22 protein-coding genes are annotated in these 18,994 nt (G+C 46.1%); 16 read left to right on the plus strand and 6 right to left on the minus strand.

The window, feature by feature from the left end:
- Nucleotides 1–18 precede the first annotated feature (18 nt).
- Nucleotides 19–513: a large conductance mechanosensitive channel protein MscL gene (mscL, locus tag ABIA61_RS19905; protein ID WP_404519765.1), complete on the minus strand. Its 495-nt coding sequence runs from the start codon at nt 511–513 to the stop codon at nt 19–21.
- A gap of 151 nt (nt 514–664) precedes the next feature.
- Between mscL and ABIA61_RS19910 the strand changes: the two genes are divergently transcribed.
- Nucleotides 665–1,108: a carboxymuconolactone decarboxylase family protein gene (locus tag ABIA61_RS19910; protein ID WP_404581160.1), complete on the plus strand. Its 444-nt coding sequence runs from the start codon at nt 665–667 to the stop codon at nt 1,106–1,108.
- Between the two features lie 19 nt (nt 1,109–1,127).
- The gene (locus tag ABIA61_RS19915; RefSeq protein WP_283654504.1) at nt 1,128–2,057 is read left to right on the plus strand and encodes a sigma-70 family RNA polymerase sigma factor; all 930 of its coding nucleotides are present in this window, start codon (nt 1,128–1,130) and stop codon (nt 2,055–2,057) included.
- A gap of 92 nt (nt 2,058–2,149) precedes the next feature.
- Here the strand turns inward: ABIA61_RS19915 and ABIA61_RS19920 are convergent, their stop codons facing one another.
- The 3 genes from ABIA61_RS19920 to ABIA61_RS19930 all read right to left on the minus strand — a co-directional run bounded on the left by ABIA61_RS19920 (nt 2,150) and on the right by ABIA61_RS19930 (nt 4,347).
- Nucleotides 2,150–2,488, minus strand: a complete 339-nt coding sequence (locus ABIA61_RS19920) for a DUF4870 domain-containing protein (RefSeq protein ID WP_283654505.1) — start codon at nt 2,486–2,488, stop codon at nt 2,150–2,152.
- A 378-nt stretch (nt 2,489–2,866) separates the two neighbouring features.
- Nucleotides 2,867–3,148 (minus strand): hypothetical protein, encoded by a 282-nt coding sequence (locus tag ABIA61_RS19925; RefSeq protein WP_044649310.1) that lies wholly within the window; start codon nt 3,146–3,148, stop codon nt 2,867–2,869.
- Between the two features lie 29 nt (nt 3,149–3,177).
- Nucleotides 3,178–4,347, minus strand: coding sequence for an MGDG synthase family glycosyltransferase (locus tag ABIA61_RS19930; RefSeq protein ID WP_283656181.1), 1,170 nt, complete (start codon nt 4,345–4,347; stop codon nt 3,178–3,180).
- Between the two features lie 423 nt (nt 4,348–4,770).
- Here ABIA61_RS19930 and ABIA61_RS19935 point away from each other — a divergent pair, with 423 nt between their 5' ends.
- Both ABIA61_RS19935 and map read left to right on the plus strand, forming a co-directional pair.
- Nucleotides 4,771–4,959, plus strand: a complete 189-nt coding sequence (locus ABIA61_RS19935; protein ID WP_007428354.1) for a hypothetical protein — start codon at nt 4,771–4,773, stop codon at nt 4,957–4,959.
- 139 nt (nt 4,960–5,098) lie between these two features.
- Nucleotides 5,099–5,851 carry a type I methionyl aminopeptidase gene (gene map, locus ABIA61_RS19940; protein WP_283654507.1) on the plus strand — a complete coding sequence of 251 codons (753 nt, stop codon included), beginning with the start codon at nt 5,099–5,101 and terminating at the stop codon, nt 5,849–5,851.
- Nucleotides 5,852–5,922: 71 nt separating this feature from the next.
- Here the strand turns inward: map and ABIA61_RS19945 are convergent, their stop codons facing one another.
- Nucleotides 5,923–7,209, minus strand: coding sequence for a hypothetical protein (locus ABIA61_RS19945; RefSeq protein ID WP_283654508.1), 1,287 nt, complete (start codon nt 7,207–7,209; stop codon nt 5,923–5,925).
- Between the two features lie 145 nt (nt 7,210–7,354).
- Between ABIA61_RS19945 and ABIA61_RS19950 the strand changes: the two genes are divergently transcribed.
- Nucleotides 7,355–7,864 carry a GNAT family N-acetyltransferase gene (locus ABIA61_RS19950; RefSeq protein WP_283654509.1) on the plus strand — a complete coding sequence of 170 codons (510 nt, stop codon included), beginning with the start codon at nt 7,355–7,357 and terminating at the stop codon, nt 7,862–7,864.
- Nucleotides 7,865–7,980: 116 nt separating this feature from the next.
- On the opposite strand, the gene ABIA61_RS19955 is transcribed toward ABIA61_RS19950, so the two are convergent.
- Nucleotides 7,981–9,240, minus strand: a complete 1,260-nt coding sequence (locus ABIA61_RS19955) for a DUF438 domain-containing protein (RefSeq protein WP_044649382.1) — start codon at nt 9,238–9,240, stop codon at nt 7,981–7,983.
- Nucleotides 9,241–9,564: 324 nt separating this feature from the next.
- Here ABIA61_RS19955 and ABIA61_RS19960 point away from each other — a divergent pair, with 324 nt between their 5' ends.
- The 11 genes from ABIA61_RS19960 (at nt 9,565) to ABIA61_RS20010 (ending at nt 18,754) form a co-directional block, all read left to right on the plus strand.
- Entirely contained in the window at nt 9,565–10,284 is a 720-nt protein-coding gene (locus ABIA61_RS19960; RefSeq protein WP_283654511.1) for a hypothetical protein, read from the plus strand.
- A 39-nt stretch (nt 10,285–10,323) separates the two neighbouring features.
- On the plus strand, nt 10,324–10,725 hold the full coding sequence (locus ABIA61_RS19965; protein ID WP_404581161.1) for a GntR family transcriptional regulator: 402 nt from the start codon (nt 10,324–10,326) through the stop codon (nt 10,723–10,725).
- Nucleotides 10,726–10,751: 26 nt separating this feature from the next.
- Complete coding sequence (locus tag ABIA61_RS19970) at nt 10,752–11,660, plus strand: ATP-binding cassette domain-containing protein (protein ID WP_283656182.1); 909 nt, start codon at nt 10,752–10,754, stop codon at nt 11,658–11,660.
- Nucleotides 11,657–12,559 carry an ABC transporter ATP-binding protein gene (locus tag ABIA61_RS19975; protein ID WP_404581162.1) on the plus strand — a complete coding sequence of 301 codons (903 nt, stop codon included), beginning with the start codon at nt 11,657–11,659 and terminating at the stop codon, nt 12,557–12,559. Before ABIA61_RS19970 ends, ABIA61_RS19975 begins: the two co-directional genes overlap by 4 nt.
- Complete coding sequence (locus ABIA61_RS19980; RefSeq protein ID WP_404519758.1) at nt 12,552–13,880, plus strand: ABC transporter permease; 1,329 nt, start codon at nt 12,552–12,554, stop codon at nt 13,878–13,880. Before ABIA61_RS19975 ends, ABIA61_RS19980 begins: the two co-directional genes overlap by 8 nt.
- Nucleotides 13,881–14,376: 496 nt before the next feature.
- Nucleotides 14,377–14,736 carry a hypothetical protein gene (locus ABIA61_RS19985; protein WP_283654515.1) on the plus strand — a complete coding sequence of 120 codons (360 nt, stop codon included), beginning with the start codon at nt 14,377–14,379 and terminating at the stop codon, nt 14,734–14,736.
- A 23-nt stretch (nt 14,737–14,759) separates the two neighbouring features.
- The gene (locus ABIA61_RS19990; protein WP_283654516.1) at nt 14,760–14,966 is read left to right on the plus strand and encodes a hypothetical protein; all 207 of its coding nucleotides are present in this window, start codon (nt 14,760–14,762) and stop codon (nt 14,964–14,966) included.
- 58 nt (nt 14,967–15,024) lie between these two features.
- Nucleotides 15,025–15,357 (plus strand): Imm8 family immunity protein, encoded by a 333-nt coding sequence (locus ABIA61_RS19995; protein ID WP_283654517.1) that lies wholly within the window; start codon nt 15,025–15,027, stop codon nt 15,355–15,357.
- A 480-nt stretch (nt 15,358–15,837) separates the two neighbouring features.
- Nucleotides 15,838–16,035, plus strand: coding sequence for a preprotein translocase subunit TatA (locus ABIA61_RS20000; protein ID WP_404519757.1), 198 nt, complete (start codon nt 15,838–15,840; stop codon nt 16,033–16,035).
- An 892-nt stretch (nt 16,036–16,927) separates the two neighbouring features.
- Complete coding sequence (locus tag ABIA61_RS20005) at nt 16,928–17,503, plus strand: TetR/AcrR family transcriptional regulator (RefSeq protein WP_283654519.1); 576 nt, start codon at nt 16,928–16,930, stop codon at nt 17,501–17,503.
- Nucleotides 17,504–17,713: 210 nt separating this feature from the next.
- Entirely contained in the window at nt 17,714–18,754 is a 1,041-nt protein-coding gene (locus tag ABIA61_RS20010) for an NADH:flavin oxidoreductase (protein ID WP_283654520.1), read from the plus strand.
- Nucleotides 18,755–18,994: the final 240 nt, after the last annotated feature.

Genomic DNA, 18,994 nt, shown 5'->3' on the forward strand with positions numbered 1-18,994 from the left:
TCTCCCGGCTGAAACCAGTTAGTGTGCTTCTACGTAACCTTCCAGCTTGGAGGTGCAATGTGCGCAGCGGGTTGCAGCCTTGGGAATTTCCGACAGGCAGTGTGGGCACTCCTTGGTCGTTTTTTCTTGAGGAGGTTTTTCTTCCTCTTTACGCTTCAGCATGTTGATCCCTTTGACCAGCAGGAACACGCAGAAGGCCACGATCATAAAGTCAAGCAGAACGTTAATAAACTGACCGTAGGCAAGAACGGCGATCCCTGCATCTTTGGCCTGTGCCAGAGTCATGCGTGTTCCATCAGCATTCAAAGGCTCGGCAGTTCTTAAAGCAACATATAGGTCTGGAAAATTCATGCCGCCCAGAAGCTTACCAATCGGAGGCATAATAATATCATTTACTACAGAAGTGACAATTTTGCCAAAAGCTCCACCGATGATAACACCAACCGCGAGATCAATCACGTTTCCCCGTACAGCAAATTCCTTAAACTCCTTAATAAAACCTTTTCCGCTCATGTGAGTGCTCACCTTCTTTACATAAAATCATTTATTTATAATACATGCTATGTTAGCTGAGGGCAATTCCAGATTTTTTAATTTCACTTTGTCACAAATCCACAGGTTCATTTGTCTTCTAAGTGTAAACCAATGATGGAGGCGATGTATCGTGAGTTTAAGATTCAATCACAGAGCAGTAAGTCCAAGTACGTTTAAGGTAATGATGGAGATGGAAAAATATATTTCCGGACGTTTTATAGACAAGGTGCTGTACGAGCTGCTGAAAATCAGAGTATCCCAGATTAACGGGTGTTCTTATTGTTTGGACATGCATGCCAAGGATCTACTGAAACTGGGGGAGTATGGTGATCACATTTTGCAGTTGGCCCTATGGCGGGAAGTTCCTTTGTTCACGGAAAAAGAACGTGCTATGCTTGAATTAGCTGAAGCGGTTGCCCGCATTTCTGAACAAGGGGTACCTACGGATTTGTATAATCGGGTCAGAGAACATTTTACCGAGGAAGAATATGTGGACGTAATCATGGCTGTTAACGTCATTAACAGTTGGAACCGGATTGCTATTGCAACGGGAATGTATCCGGGTAGTCTTTAATCGAACAGGGGGCCATACTTTGACTGGCAAGGAACACGGAATTGAACAAGAATCGGCGGATTTAAGTCTGGAGGAGCTATATCAAAGATATCGTAAATATTCTTTTGCCATTGCTTATCGAATGCTTGGGACAGTGACGGATGCCGAGGATGTAGTTCAAGACTGCTTTGTCGAGTTGAAGAAAAAGCCCCTGGATGACTTACAGAATCCCAAAGCCTATGTAGCGAAAATGACGATGAATCGGTGTCTGAATCTTCTGAACTCTGCCCGTAAGCAAAGGGAGACGTATGTTGGACAGTGGCTGCCGGAGCCGCTTGGTGAGAGCGCAGATCTTCCAGCGGATTGGTTGGAGCGTAAAGATATGATATCTTACGCTTTTCTGGTTCTGCTGGAGCAGCTCAAGCCGATGGAACGGGCTGTTTTTGTGCTCAGGGAAGCTTTTCAATATGACTATAAAGAGATCGCGGAATTACTGGGAAAGACAGAGAGTAATTGTCGTCAACTGTTCAGTCGCTCCCGCCGTATTCTTTCTTCCGAGGAATCTGCCCTTGCCGATTCGGTTAGCAGCAGTACGATGAATCCTTCCAGAATAAAGGTGCTGGAACGTTTTACAGCCGCCTTTCTCGCCTACGATGTTAGCGCTATGCTGGAGCTACTGGCTGAACAGCCCGTATTTGTGGCAGATGGCGGAGGCAACGTGCATACGGTGATGCGACCGATGGTTGTACGCAAAGGCGTTCTCGCTCTGTTAACCTCTCGTCGTGTATTAACCGTATTACGGGAGAGACAGCTGGTCCGCACCGTCATCAATGGTGAGGTACAGCTCGTATTCTTGAAAGAAGGTGCAGTGAGGGAGGTCTTATGCATCAGTCTGGCACCAGACGGGGAGCATATTCAGGATTTTTACTTGATGATCAATCCGGACAAGCTGGGGCATATTCGTGTATGAGCTGAAAAAGGCGACAAGCTACAAAACCTTGATTCCTTCTCAGGATCAAGGTTTTTGCTGTTTTTAAATCTTGGTTAAATATACACATGCTCTCACAACTGCCGGGCTTGATGGAGGGCCAGATCACCCACCCAAGGAAGCTTGAGCCACTTGCCTTGTCCAGCATGAATGATCAGGACGACCCATAAGACGATGCCTGCCAGTGTCAGCAGGGAAGCGAGTAGCGGGCCGAGTAGCGGAATGAGTCCTGCGAGCACATGCCCGATCATAAGGGCTACGAACAGAAAAATGGATTGCAGCGCGTGAAACAGGACGAACCGACTTTTCTTTTCCAGCAACACGAAGGCCAGTGCACCAAGGAATGCGAACAGGTAGCACAGGACAGCCGCTATATTTTCATCCATTCCTGTGGAAGACTTGTAGACTGACATGTAAGGCCAATCCCCCTTTATAAGTTATTCATGCGCAAGCTCCGTACTATACAGGGTATGAGGACAGGAATTAAGGTTATGCCAACCTGCGGCAGAAAAAGTTCAAGCCGAGCATGTGTATAAAAACACGAAAAAGGCCGAACGAATAGGTTTCGCTCAGCCATTTTCAACGTTATCCACAATTTTTGCACATGTTGTACGCAATTTATCCACTGATTCATAATATTTATCCACAAAACAAACAGTTGTTATACACAATTTGTGCACAAGTTGTAGACAACATAGGACATACCCACGCTTTATGCACAGTTTGTGCACAATATATCAACAAGATATACTTATCTGTGGATATTTCATTCAGATACTTTCTTACCCATGTTAACGATCTCCGCGTTGTAAACGACGGCGTGGATGTGTAATTTTACCCTTTTTATCCTCGTCATCCTCTTTAGGGACAAGTCGTTCATCGGTACGTCCGTCATGATGATTGTCAAAGGCGTATTCGGTCATTTTCCACTCGGAATCGCCTAAAACAACATCAGAGGGAAAATGCTGTCCCCGATGTAAATGCTGCTCATGTCCGTCCTCATCGACATAAATACCGTCTACTTCTACCTTCTCACCCGTAAGCGGGAGCAAATCCTTTCCTTTGCGTTCCATGGTATCCCCTCCGTCTGGCTTATTCTTCGTTAATTTGTCCGTATGGAAGGGGTTTTATCCACAAGCTGGTGCAAAATATCCTCGGCAATCCGGTCTGCGGGATGAGGTTTGCGCAGTTGCTCAATCGACTGTTTCATTCCTAGAGCGAGAGAGGGATTGGAGATCAGGTCGACGCAAAGTTGAATTAGCTCTTGCGTATTACGGGCAATGCGAGCAGCTCCTTTTTGCTCCAGATACAGGGCGTTATTCAGCTCCTGACCGGGTACAGGCTTGAACACAAGGATGGGTAATCCAGAGGCGATGCTTTCCGAGAGTGTGATGCCGCCGGGCTTGGTAATGACCATATCGCTTGCACGCATGAGTGCGGGAACATAGTCGATGAATCCAAAGATGCGGATACCGGGATGATCTGCATACAGCGCATCCAACTCAGCTTTTAGCTGCGGATTACGTCCGCAAACGATCAGCAGTCGCAGCTGCGGGAGACGGCTCAATTGCCGACAGATGTCCAATATACCGGACATCACGCCATAGGCACCTGCCATGATAAGCAGTGTTGTAGTTCCCGGATCTGACGGAGGGATTGAGTAATCCTCAACCACATCAGCATCTTCTGGATTAGTATCTTCGGCAAATCTTTTATAAAACGAAGCATGAATCGGAATCCCTGTGGCGACAATCCGTTCGAGAGAGATTCCTCGCTGTGCGGCTTCCTGCTGTATATCCTCGGTTGCCACATAGTAGCGGTCGATATCGGGATGCAGCCAACGTCCGTGCAGATCAAAATCCGTAACCACGTTCACAATGGGCAGCCTCATCCCCAATTTGCGGCGTAACGCCGGGAGAGCGAGCTGAGGGAACGTATGTATGACAAGGTCAGGCTTCTCCTTCTCCAGAGTGAGCGCAAGCTGGCGCATCCCAAAGGAATGCAGCACACTGCCAAAGGCTGATTTTGCCTGCATTTCACGGGTTATGTTATAGACCCAACCGTAAAGCCCGGGAATGGTTTTGAAGCTTTGCATATAGACAAATTTCGTTAAATCGTTCAACCAGGGGTGGGATTCAGCCATCAGGTCGAGTAACAGAACCTCGCAGCGTCCGAGCCTCCGCAAACTGTCCATAATAGCTCGGGCGGCTTGCACATGGCCTTCTCCGTAGCTGGCATACAATATTAAAATTTTTGGTGCTGCGGCTTCCATCATGTCTAGCCCCCTATTATTCAATAAGCACATGTAGCTCATTTTCAGGAACGTTCGCATCCATTCTCCTTGTATGTTTATTTATTTTACCCCAAACACATACGCCGCAAAAGCCGATAAATAGGGTATACCCTCCTGTAACAGCCACAGATGGCAACCCGAATATGACGTGTAGCGTAAAATTTGGGTAAATTAGATGTAAAATTTCTGGAAAGCTGAAAGCTGTACCTGAATATGTTATAATGGGGAAGTGATTCAGCCAATAGAAATTCGATTAATAATAGTGTCAGGTACATGCCTTGCATAAGGCATTCCCGACCTGAGCTGCATTAAGACATACTACTTCACTGCATAAGGACATCAATACTTTTCGGCATTCTCTTCAACGGAGCACTTATTTTCAACGTTTTGGGAGGGAGTAACATGGCAACGAAAGGTCACAATGAAGTTAAGGAAAGTCTGCGGGAAATGACTCGAATTTTCCGGCCTAAGGATCCCAAAAAATTTGTAAAGGAATATGTGCGAAAATACCGGATTACAGGAGGGTATGAGGAAGAGTTGACCATGGTGGTGGAAAACGAACTCGGTCGCATAAATTCTTCAGTATCTTAAAGGGTTCGATGACCCGCAAAACATAGAAATCCGACTTTTATAAACCGTCTATCCACAGAGGAGACGGTTTTTTTGTGTCCGCCCTGCATACAATGGGATAGGTTTAGTGAATTTGTATGCCTAAAGGAGGCGGATTCCAATGGAGGAGATAGCCATACGGACACCAGAGGAAATCGGCTATATGAGGGAGGCCGGACGTATTTTGGCCGATTGCCATCGTGCGTTGGAGAGTCGTATCCTTCCGGGAATGACCACGCTGGAAATTGATGCGTGGGTAGAGCAATTTTTGAGCAAGCGCGGAGCCACGCCTGAGCAAAAAGGCTATAAGGGCTTTCCTTATGCCACCTGTGCTTCGGTCAACGAGGTGGTATGCCACGGATTTCCCTCGGAGCGGGTGCTTCATGACGGGGATATTGTGACCATCGACATCGTCGTCAATAAGGACGGCTGGCTGGCTGACCGGGGCTGGACCTATGCAGTAGGTAACGTCAGTCGCCCGGTAGCGAGGCTGCTACGGCAAACGCATAAGGCACTGGTGCGCGGAATTGAAGTCGCTCGTCCAGGCAGGACGCTGGGGGACATTGGGCACGCAGTGGAAAAAGCCACGGGATGGCGGCGGTACGGCATCGTTAAGCCCTTGATCGGGCACGGTATTGGTCGTCAGATGCACGAGCCGCCAGATGTTTTGCACTATGGTCGTGCCGGAACGGGGGTACCGCTGCGCGAAGGGATGGTGATTACCATCGAGCCGGTATTTACCCTCGGAACGGAGGGGGCTGTATTGTGGGAGGATGATGGCTGGACCATCACCTCGGCGGACGGCAGTTGGGGCGCACAATATGAGCACACGATTGCGATCACGAAGAACGGCCCGTACATTTTGACCGCATAAAGATCGGTACAGCCATAGGGAGCCCCATTTGACCTGGCAAGTGCATGGGCTCTCTTGGCAGGTTTTTTATTTCAGGATGACACGTTCATCGTGTTCAGAGAGATTTTCCGGTAAAGCCACAGATAGATACCTAACTCGACGGGTGAGGAAACGGCCATAACGATTCCTGCCACCTGTCCGTCCAGCCCCGGGAAAAAGGAGATGCATAGAATGAGCGCGAGAATCGCAAAGGAAACGGAGAACAATCTGCCGATGAAAACAGGTTTGGTATTGCCGATCAATATCGACCGTCCTATGAAATATTCTACCCATGGATAAAATGCTACATAGATTGAAAGTATGCGAAGCAATCCTCTCGTCTCCACCAGCAGTTCCCCTTCCAGTCCCAACACATCCCGTAAAATAGGGTCACCTGCAAATTCAAAGGACAACAGCAGCAATAATAACGGCGACAGGGTGGACAGAACGCTCAAAAATATCAGAACCTCCCGACGCTTGCTCGTATAGAATTGAATGACGATCTGATGCAGGGAACTGCAAAACCAAACGAACAGATTCAGGATTTGCAGAGCCACGGAGAAGGAGGCTACGGCCAATAATGGATCGGTTGTATTGTTCAGCGCAGCCTGTATGGACGGATTTAGAACAACCAGCACCAGCGCCGAATACAGCAAGGGGAGATAAAAAGGAAGCAGATGGCTTGCACGGTGGATGGTTTGCTCGCCGTTGTTGGGCGGCAGCTTTCTTTTTAAAATGCGGCCTTCCAAAAAGGTAACGACCAGTTCAATAAAGATACCTGCAATAAAGATGGCAGCACCAATTCGCCCGTCATTTGTCCAGCCTGCCCGAATTAGAAACCAGGATGCGATTAGCATCGCGACAATACGAATGGACGAGCTGAACGTCATCCAGGCCGTACGGTGCTTGTTAATAATAAGACCCTGATAGATGTTGCGGACGGCTACTAATATGTATAGTAGAGTAAGCACCTGAAACACACTCTTGGTGGGTTCGATCAAGGCCGGAGATACGCCAAATACATATTGAAAGATCAGATTACCCGCAGGTGTAAGACCAATACTCCAGCCGATGACCAGTACAGCCGCCGCTACACACGCACATAAAATACCGATGGAGCGAACGGATTGGCGGTCATATCCGAATTTCGTGGTCATCTGTCGTACGGCGGTTAACGGGGTTTCCAGCAGCAGGCACAGGCTAACTGCCACCGCATAGCTGCTCAATGTGAACGAAGGATGCTCCGAGCGCGCGAGCACAGCATTGACGATGACATGGGTCAGCGCGGCAATCAATGATGAGATGCCAAGCGGAACGTAGAATGAAATGATTTTATTCAAGTCAAATCCTCCAGTAATGAATGATGAGTAAAGGGATTGCCGTTGCATCGAACTTCCGTAAACAATGGTAATTCTTATTATAGATCAAGAATGGGCTCGTCGGTATAATAGAGAGCATAATATTGGAAATGGAAGTGGAGCCAAAATGATGATCAGAGAAGCGACGATATCAGATACGGCAGGTATCGCCAAGGTACATGTGGATTGCTGGAGAACCACCTACAAAAATATCATACCCGCCGAGGTTCTGGAACAACTTTCCTATGAGCAAAGAACAGAGCTGTGGAAATCAAATATATCCAGTGAAGACGATCATCAGGTATATGTGTTTGAAAATGAGAAGGGGGAAATCATCGGATTTGTGAGTGGAGGGCCGGAAAAGTCAGGTGAATATCCCCCATATGAGGGAGAGGTAACTGCTATTTATGTGTTAAAAGAATACCATAGTTTAGGATTGGGAAAGCAATTATTCATGCGTCTTCTTCAACATTTAAGCAGTATGAACATTCACTCTGCCATCGTCTGGGTGTTAGCAGATAATCCGGCTCGGTATTTTTATGAACAACTGGGAGCCAAGCTTGTAGTAGAGCAGCATCTTATAAAAATGGGTGACAAAAACCTGAACATGGTGGCTTACGGGTGGGAAAATAAATAGCGGACTGTGCAAATGGAAAGAAGTCTTTCTCTACATGTAATGTGGAGGAAGACTCCTTTGATGTTAACTGGAGGCGACAGGAATACGGCGAGCAGTCTTTTTGAAGCAGATGATGATTACTCGGATAAAATCCGTTTCTGCCCTTCCAAGGCACGAATAGGTGCGATGTTTTGCGTGAATTCCAGCGTTCCCAGATAGCGGTCTTCTGCATCACGGATGGCAAAATAGCGGATATAGACAAATTTATCCTTGATCGGAATCCAAAAATCTTCAGCATCCTTGCGGCCAGCCTTAAAATCCTCCAGCAGCTTCTCGACGACATGCACGCTTTGCGGCGGGTGGCAATTCTGCACGGTACGTCCAATGACAGCCTTCGTACGGGCGAAGACCCGTTCTTTACCATGGGAGAAATAACGAACGACATCGTGCTCGTCTATAAATGTCAGATCGACGGGCAGATGATTCAACAGCAGCTCCAATTGTTGCACAGACACAATCCCCGTCTCGAATCGCACAAAGCCTTGGGGAGTTCCTGATGTTCCTTCCTGTTGCTCATCCATTTCCACAGGCTCCTCTGCCCGCTCAGGTATCCATTCCCGCTCGGGAGCGGTCAGGCAGAACCCGATTTCTGCACTTTCACGGGCTATTTTCAGCCACTCATCCTCTGTTAGCTTACCCAGCGCCATCGGCAGCAGAATATTCTCTTCCTTGAATATCATTTCGTTCACTTCGGTCATGATATGGGTGAGCGTCTGCCCAATAAGTTCTTTGTTCCCATTATATTGGGTGAGCAGATTCTTCGCTTCCTTGATGGCGTTACGAATACTGTCGTCCACTCCCCACATTACCTTGGTTGGGCCGAAGATTCCATAGCGCTCCAAATAAGGAAAGACCAAATTTTCTTTACGGCTATAGTGCTTATCAAGATCCAGCAGCAGACTTAAATCCTCCAGCAGCTTGTAAATGATTTTGGGGCTATCATCCTTTTGGAATTGATCTGCGTGCAGTGCGAGCTGGAAGTTGACCAGTCGTTCAATCTCCCGATTTTCCAGCTTGAAGGTATGAACGGGATGTCCCGGCTGTTCCTCCGGTCCGGAAGGACGGTGGATATCCTCAATCGAGCCCTTGAATATCGACGTGTGGACGGAACAGAGACGCTGCACCTCCGACACGGGGATTCCTTCCTCGGTCATCAGGGCATGCTCCATGGCCGAAATTTCTGCCACACTTACCCCGCCAACTGCCACTGCAAAGCGCGCTTTGACTTCATCCACGCTTTTCCCGTCATGTAGTTCCTTCATAATTTCCTTTAATATTTGCTGGCGTTCTGTGAGTTCCTTTGCTGTGTGTTCGCGGTTGTTAATCAGCTCGCTCATGATGGTTCGCTCCTTTATGTTTGAATGCGTTTATCGCCTTGAATGAGAATGTTTATCAGTTATAGGGTAGCATAGGTATTGGCGGGCTTTTGTGATTGTACGCACAATTTGGCGGAGTGGACTGTACGAGCGATAAAGGGCGCCTTTGGGCCAACTTATTTGGAGAAATGTACGGTCTTAGTGTTGACAGGTGTGATTCTTAGTTTATATACTGTGTATAAAGATATATACAGTAATAACACTTAATACTGTGACGGTAGCTCAGAAGTCATGTGAGGCAGAGGGCGTCGTTACGGACAGTGCAGAAGGGATCAGGATAAGAAAATGACAATCATGAAGCAGGCATGGATGATCACTCGTCAGGATTTTCGCAATAATCCTTATGTAATGCTGTGGACGTTACTGTTTATTATGTACCTAGGGTTTACCATGAGCTTTGTTGTAAGTATGCAGTTGGGTGAGAGTGGAGCCTTGAATCCGGCAGCCGATTTTGTCATGCTGGTGCTGATTCCGTTTCTCGGATTCATTTATAACCGACGTACATTCAAATATTTGCAGGAAGATTCCTATACGCGCATGCTGGCTTTTCTCCGCATATTGCCTATACCAGTGAGTGCGGTGATTATGAGCCGAATTCAACAGGCGGTTTTGGCGTTTATCGTGAATAGCGTGGTATTTTTTATCCTTTTGTTTACAATTTCAGGTACACTTCGGGTATATGCTGGCACAGGCTTTTTTGTATCGTTTGCGCTCACCTGGATCGGTTACGGGATGCTGATTCAAGCCATTTATATTTATTTGGAGTTTCTTAAAAATGGAAAGGGCTATTTCTGGCTATCGCTTGTGATCATGCTGGTTTGCGGAATAATCGCGATTGCAGTTCGAATATACGGGGTGAACCTGGTATCGACGACGGCATATTTCAGCAAGGAGTGGCAGCTATTATCTCCGCTGATGTGGGGAGCGCTGGCAGCAGGAGCTATCGGCATGTTCGTGTCCTATCGGATGACACTGCGCAGGCTCGTGAAGCGCGATCTGGCTTAGGGGGCGTGTATATAAAGATCAATAAGGGGGGAGAAGCAGGTGAACATACCGGTGCAAATTGATGAGAATAGCGCGGAACCGCTGTATGCGCAGATTGAAAAGCAGCTTCGTTCACTCATCGTGACCGGGCAGATTGCAGCAGGAACGCTGCTTCCCTCCATCCGGGAGTTTGCGGGGACACTCCGTTGTAGCGTGATTACCGTCCGGCGGGTTTATCAGGATTTGGAAAACGAAGGTTTGCTTCGTACCCGGCAGGGAACGGGAACCTTCGTAGCTATGGTCGAGGAAGATATGCGCTCAGGCTACCGCCTTAAAGCGGTGACCGAGGCACTGGAGACGGCGATTGCTACAGGCGTGGCGGTACAGATGACGGAACAGGAATTGTTGGAGCTTTTCGCAGACATGGTGAAGAGAAAGTATGAAGTCCAAGCGAAGGAGTGAAGCCCGTGGAAACACCAATCATTGAGATGAGCCAAGTCTATAAAAAGCGGGGAAACCGGGAGATCGGACCGATTAATTTGACGATTGAACCGGGATATGTGATTGCTTTGGCCGGACATAACGGATCAGGGAAAAGCACATTGCTGCATCTGCTAACCCAGCTTATCCACCCGGATTCCGGTGTAATTCACTGGTTCGGTCAGGCGTATCCAAATGGTATGTCCGTAGATACGCGGCAGTGGGTTGGATATGTGCCGGAGCAGCCGACCCGTGAGGAAGACCGACTTACAGCAGAAGCAGCAGCGGCTTTTCGGGCATTATGGTATCCGGGCTGGGACGAAACGCGTTTCAAGCGGTTGCTGGAACGCTTTCAGGTCCCGCAGCACACGAGATTATCGCGTATGTCCAAGGGTGAGCGCCGCAAGTTTGAACTGGCTGCTGCCTTGGCACCTCATCCCCGTTTGCTGCTGCTTGATGAACCTTCGTCTGGATTGGACCCTTTTGCATGGAAGATTATGCTGGAGGAACTGCGGGATTGTATGGAAAACGGCAAAACGACGGTTATTATTGCCACTCATATCATGGAAGAGATCAAGCGCCTGGCGGATTATATTGTCCTGATGCATGAAGGAAGGCTGCTCGGTAAGCTGGAAAAGGACCACCTGCTCGAAAATAGCAAGGAAATGTGGTTTGAGGGGACGCCGGAGGAAGCATCGGAGCTGCCGGGAGTTATAGAGACAGAGAGCGAAGGCGGATTGCAGCGAATTGTAACGTTGGCAGCCGGAGAAGCTAGCGCGATATTGGAGCAGGCGGGCATTCGCCCGATTCGTATACGGAGTCTGGAGCTGGATGATATTTTATGGCATTGGTCTGCGGGACAAATCCCGGGAGGTACAGAGATTTTAGGGGAGAAAAAGGGGGCTGGAGATTCATGAGTATGCTGCAATTGGAGCAGGTTGTGAAGCAATATGGCAACCACACGGCGGTTAACGGCATTTCGCTGAATGTGAACGGCGGAGAGATTTACGGACTGCTGGGAGGCAATGGAGCAGGCAAAACGACAACGATGCGCATGGTACTTGGCCTAATTTACCCTGATGGCGGAAGCATTCAATATGAGGGCAAGCCATATAGCAAGGAGCTTCAACGGACGATGGGTTATTTGCCTGAGGAACGAGGGTTGTATCCCAAGGTAAAGGTGAGCGAGCAAATTAACTATTTAGGCAGGCTACGCGGAATGTCGTCCAAGGATGCGGACAAAAGTCTGCGCTATTGGCTGGAACGCTTCGGCGTGCCTGAATATTACAATAAGCGGATTGAAGAGTTATCCAAGGGTAATCAGCAGAAAATGGGCTTTATTGCAGCCGTTGTGCATCGCCCGACGTTGCTCATTTTGGATGAGGCATTCAGCGGGCTTGATCCTGTGAACGTCGAGCTGCTTAAGGATACGGTGAAGGAGCTACGGGACGACGGGGCTGCAATTTTATTTTCGACTCACCGGATGGAGCATGTAGAGGAGCTGTGTCGCCATATTACGATTTTGCATCGTTCGAATACAGTTGTGCAGGGAAATGTGCAGGAGATTAAAGGTCGCTACCCGCGTGAAAAAGTTCGTCTCATCACGACTGGCGAAGTGAACGGACTGGAACAACTGCCCGGCGTACGTCGTGTAGAGCGAATGGACCGGGGCTGGATGCTGCATATTGAACAGCCGGATGCGGCCAAGTTGATTTTACAAACGGCGTTGGAGCAAACGGCTGTAGAGCATTTTGAAATTAAAGAGCCTACGCTGAATGAAATTTTCATACGAGAGGTGGGTGATTCTCATGAATAGACTGGGTACGGTTATCAGTTTTACGTTTCGCCAGAAGGCGAGAACCAAATCTTTTGTCATTACAACGCTGGTGCTGGCATTGCTCATTACCATTGGCATGAATCTGCCGTATCTGATTTCTTTATTTAAAGGAGAAGGAATGGGTGGTGCAGGGGGTTCCGGTAAATCCGCTGCTGAGCATCATCGTCTGGGACTGATCGCTGGAAGCCGGACTGAGATCGCGGATCAACTGGAGCAATTTACGAAGGCTCAGTCCAATCCGGCAGCTACCTGGGTGCGTTATGACAACGCACAAGCTCCCGCAATGCAGCAAGCTTTGAAAGACGGGGGGCTGCAAGGCTATGTGGAGTTTACGCGGCCTACCGCAACGGGAGAAACTTTTCCCAAGGTAGAGTACGTATCGGTTGAAAAAGAGCCGTCCCCGGCTGTAATCACATTGCTGCAAACTGGACTTCAGGAGGCAAAGGTCAAGGCTATGATCGGTGTGAATACCTTGACCAGTGAGCAAGTCCGTGAAATTAGTACGCCTGTTACCGTGCACAGTCGAGAAGTGAACAGTCCCTCTGAGGCAGGTCGTGCTGCCGGAACAGAGGACAAAGAAGCTTCCATGATTAACTATGGCTTGGTCTATGTACTCATGATTTTGTTCTTCACCTCGTCGATGATGACAGGCAATATGATTGCCTCAGAAGTGACTTCGGAAAAAAGCTCACGCATCATGGAAATTCTCATCACGAGCGTATCGCCTTTGACCCAGATGTTTGGGAAAATCATTGGTATCTTTCTGGTGGGTCTGCTGCAAATTGCTGTTTTTGCCGCTGTAGTGTGTGCCAATCTTATGCTGCCACATAACAGCGTTATCCTCAGCTCGGCTGGGCTGGATCTGTCGCAGTTGAATACCACAGTGCTTGGATATGGCCTGGTTTTCTACATCCTCGGTTACTTCCTGTACGCGGTATTGTTCGCTGCTGTCGGCTCCATTGTCAGCCGTACCGAAGAATTGGGGCAGGCGGTCATGCCGATTACCATGTTGTCACTGGCAGCCTTTTATATCGGTATCTTCAATATCGCCGCACCTGACACGATGTTCGTCAAGGTCGCCGGGTATATTCCGTTTTTTTCGCCGACCGTCATGCTGCTGCGGATTGGTCTGGAGCGGGCGAGCCTGCTGGAAATCTGGCTGTCACTTGCCATACTGGTTGCATCCATTCTGTTCTTCGGCTGGCTAGCCGCCAAAATCTACCGTACTGGCGTCTTAATGTACGGCAAGCGTCCTTCGTTCAAGGAGCTGCGTAAGGCGATGAAGGCGTATAAGATATAGGATTGAATTTGATTTGTGTGTGTGGTGTCATAATTATTGAGAAATGAATATTTATGAATTGATATACATTAGTGAAGTTGTTGTATGGTGTCTGAGTAGAAGAAGGTGTCAGAGAAATGGACTATTTGAGGGGACGGCTTTAAAATGACAAAAGAAAAAAATTAAAATACGCTGATGTTGTTGAGTACGGTACTACTGATTGTGTTTGGGATGGCCATGAGTACAACAGGTTCAATGCTAAAGAAGCCGTTCAGGGAGGAATGATGGGCTTGGAAGCCTTACGTGGGACTGTGGTCGTTCGGTAAAAGAAAATAATTTCTTCGAATGGGTGGGTTCAATTGCGAACCTACCTTTTTTTCATTGAACACAGCTATGGTTCTTTCTGTAAACATCTGTCCGATACATACATAAGGATGATTTATTGTTAAATATACCCTTAAAAATTATGATTTCACATATCATTTATATTAGATTTCGGTTTAAGATAACCAGCTACTTGATACGTACAGCCTGTGTAAATGCGGAGGAACAGAGGGCGCGCGAACGGCATGCGATGATGGATTTTCTCGGCAAGGTGTGGACGAGTGCCAGGGGGTATGGAGAAGTACAATCCATACATGACTTTATCAACTATGTAAAGGGAGTCAATCAAGCTTCCGTACAAGCCTATAGCGATATTCCTTCTGATATACGAGAACGATGGTATCAAAGAAACGTGGATCAAGAATTTGAAAAGGCGCTGGATGCTTATTATAATAAGCAGGACCCCTTCACAGATATAGTCTCATTAATGGAACATCAACGGCAGACAGGCAACCATTTCCGATATAGTGACAGAGCTTTGATGAGTTTCTAGGCAGTTCTACTCGTACAGAGGCAATGAATGCTGGTAAAGCATGGGTAGGTGAGGGTGCTAAAGATATTATTGATAAAACGACAGGTGAAATTATTGGTTTTTCAAGTGCAGATGGAATGAGGGCTTTTAGAATTCAATTTAAGCCAGGAGAAAATATGGTAAGAGCAAATTTCCAAGAAAATATCATGATTAGGACAGAACGTAATTATAATAACTATAATAAGACATGAGCACCAAAGCAAATTAGAAATGTTCATATCGATATTTTGGATTAGGAGAGTAGATTAAATGCTTATTATAAAGGCTCTAACAAAGATATATGAGGACTGGGGTGATGATATAGACGATTTTTATATTACTTATCATATAGATATCGGTCCTAAGGACATAAATGGAGCATCAGACTTGTTTTCATTCGAATTAATTAGTCCTAAAGGGTTAGAACGGATGGTAGGTCCAGGTGATGTCATAATCGGACATGGTCATTTTATTACAAGTGACTTTAATGAAAAGATACTTGAAGCAACTTTGAATCGTATTATTAATAAATGCACAGATGATGATATTAATAAAGCATACAATAATCTCTCCAAATACTTTCGTTGGGAGATGGATGAGTAGTAACACATATAACCCATGTAATACCCGTAAAAAGATTTCCCCATTATGTTTGTACGCACATTAATACCTTAATTTTATACCCTAAATAACGTAATAGCGTTACATTGAACAGGTTGATTATGGTCAAATACTACCATGGTTGATCTGTTTTTTCATCTGCTGTACCGCCACAACCCATGCGCACCATGCACCGTCAATTAAGCGGGCAGCAGATAGCGAAGCCAAGCAAAATTCGATTATTCTTACCCTTGCTGATAATGAACCGATCGGAGTAGCATCCAAATAGTGTGACGAGATGCGGAAATCTAATCGAATCTATTCGGGGCTTACCGTTATTAACTAGGCTGTCTTGTTATTAATGAGTAATTCTGATGTGACAAATACAAGAGTCTTCCTAATGCTTCTGTATGTCTGGGTGTGATTCCTGCCTGTAGAGTGTCTAACCTATAAGGGAAAACATCTCGAAAGGAGAATACGTTCATGAATCATCCTGTTAAGGAATGTATTCAGAAGTTAGGGCTAACTCATCGGGCGTTTGTTGTCCTGTATGACATCTCATGGGAAAGGTTTCGTAGTTGCTTGTACGGTTACACCAATTCCATCTCCCGCGCCATCCTGAACGTCATGATACATAACGGCTACGATGAACAGGAAGCACAACAGAAATATCTGTTATGACGAAAGTGGAGAGTACAGCAAGAGGTTCTATCTGATTCAAAATCGTCAAGCTTGCTAATGAGTACATGGTAGTTGAAGAAGTATGGGGAAATGCTAAAGGTTCGGATGGCAGAATTACGCAGGGTGGAATTATGTATAAATACGATATGAATATGGAAATAATGGTGTAATGTGAATTATTTATAAGTAAAATCCAAAGATATTGAGTGGCATGTAGTACAATGGAACAAGGTTTTATATGGTGAAATTGTTTTTATTGCCAGTAATTTGATATAAAGTCGTGCAAAAAGTTAAATTAAGTAACACTAACAACAATAGAAGGGGAGAAAGTCTGGTGGACGAGAAAGTTAAATATATTAATGAGCTGTTCAAATATTTAACACAAAATAATGATACCAAAGAACATCAAACCTTTTTTGCTCTATTAGACAACAGACAGTAGGCATTCACTACAGCGAGGAAGCGATTTTTTTTACTCATAACTATCTATTTAAAAACTATCTAAATAAATATACAGTTAACAGGCCTGCAAATCGATTATCTACACTCATAGCTGACCTTACGTCTATACAATTCGGCGAATTTAGTATTATCGGCCTACTCAGAGTTTAGTAGAAGCTGATTTTTTTATATTTTGATCTACCGCTAGTCATAGAAAACGTAAAGTCTCAACCATAATTATATAAAATACAAAAAGTCTCAAGTTACGATATAATTAATCTCATTTGTAAGCATAAAAACAGCCTATTTTATGCTTTTTTAGTCTCATTTATAAGAATTACTCACACCTTATCAGGCTTCAACTTTTGTGGGTTTATTGAGAATAATCACCAAATAGATGAAGAGATATTTTATTGTTGACTACATGGTCAGGAAGTGATAGTTTTACCCTATGAGCAGACCAAGAGAATTTGATGTCGATCGTGCATTGCAGCAGTCTATGGAAGTGTTCTGGAATCAAGGATTCAAGTCAACCTCTTATGAGGATCTTACTCGTACGACAGGGGTCAAGAAGCAAAGTTTGTATTGTGTATTTAATGACAAACGCTCATTGTTCCTCAAAGCGCTGGCACTCTATCGCGAACAGAGCGTAGGGAAATTGAAGAAGATCGAAGCACAAGCCTCATCTCCGCTTGATAAACTGGATTCTTTGCGCCATTCACTTTTAGACGACGAATCCGGCTGCCAAGGATGTCTAATGGTGAATTCCTCACTGGAATTCGGAACAGATGACGAGCAGGTCACGCTAGAAAATGAGCTAATGTTAGAAGAGGTTCAACAGATTTTAGAGAAGATCATCCGTAACGGTCAGGAACAGCAGTTAATTTCGAACCGTTTTTCTAGCAAAGAGCTTGCAGCTTATCTAAATAACACCATACTGGGTGTAAAAATTATGGAGAAATCCGGTTCATCGCGTGAACAGATCGAGGCGGTCTTGCGTACGTCTTTTGCCATGATGTTGCCTTGATCTTTTTTTTGTCTCATTCTTGACTTTGTAGTCAAGAACTGATGCATTGTTGTAGTGAAGGACGGTTTAACGATGAAATTTGAGGAGGTGGGGCTTTTCGATAAAGTTCTTTGAACGATTCATCTGTAAGTCAAGCTGATATTAACATGGGTCATGGCCGGTGAAGCGATCTAAGCATTTTATAAAAAAACTAAATTTTTGGAGGCTATTATGAATTATTCTCAATCAGTAGAACCGCTGTTCCAACCTATAGAATTAGGAAACTTGAAATTATCTAATCGGATTGTGATGGCACCGATGACTCGTCAATTTTCTCCGGACGGTATACCAGGTGCAAATGTCGCTTCCTATTACCGCCGCAGAGCGGAGAACGGTGTGGGTCTTATTGTGACAGAAGGAACGGTAATTAATCATCCGGATGCATCCAATCAAGTTAACGTGCCGCACTTTTATGGCGGAGCTGCACTAAATGGCTGGGCGAACGTAGTGTCAGAGGTACATGAGGCTGGTGGACGGATCATTCCACAGATCTGGCATATGGGAGCTAAAGGTCATGTTGGCGATTATTCGGAAGCTGAAATTACTGAAATCGTCCAGGCATTTGCACAGGCAGCTTCTGAGGCGAAGCGTCTTGGGTTCGATGGTATTGAGTTACACGGTGCGCACAGCTATCTGATTGATCAATTCTTTTATGAGAAAACCAATCCGCGTACAGATCGTTATGGTGGGGATATGCTTGCACGCACACGCTTTGCAGTTGAAGTCATTGAGGCTTGCCGTGAGGTAGTTGGACCGGAATTCCCGATTGTTCTGCGTTTATCGCAATGGAAGACTGATGACTTCCAAGCTAAATTGGCAGAAACTCCGGAATTGCTGGAGCAATTCTTGGCGCCACTTGTTAATGCGGGCGTCGATATTTTCCACTGTTCCACACGACGTTTCTGGGAGCCGGAATTCGAGGGCTCTGATCTGAACTTTGCCGGATGGACCAAAAAGTTGACTGGCAAACCAACAATTACAGTTGGATCTGTTGGCCTTGACGGTGAGTTCACAAGTCTTTTCACCGAAGGAAAAGGAGCCAATAACGTCGGTATCGATGGACTGGTTCAACGACTTGAGAATGAAGAATTTGACTTGGTGGCAGTTGGACGTTCGCTAATGGTCGATCCTGCATGGGCTAAGAAAATTCGTGAAGGACGTATAGACGAACTGATTCCTTTTACTTCAGAAGCGACTAAAGTACTTACTTAAGTAATATACCATATCTCTTGGATCGGTTTGGCGACAAAGTCAACGCCGAGCTTGCAGGAGGGGTTAAACGCTCCAAAACTGCAACGGAGGCTCTTCAGTTTATTTTTGGCTTCATGATTTATGAATTAGTCTGCTCTAAGAGAGTTAGTTTGTAAGAAACATCGCTACCTATGTCGGAGGACGAGAACTTTGGTATCATGCCTGTTTTGATGATAACCTAATTACACTAGGAAGCGACGA

Source organism: Paenibacillus sp. RC21 (assembly GCF_044907935.1).
Taxonomy (GTDB): domain Bacteria; phylum Bacillota; class Bacilli; order Paenibacillales; family Paenibacillaceae; genus Paenibacillus; species Paenibacillus terrae_A.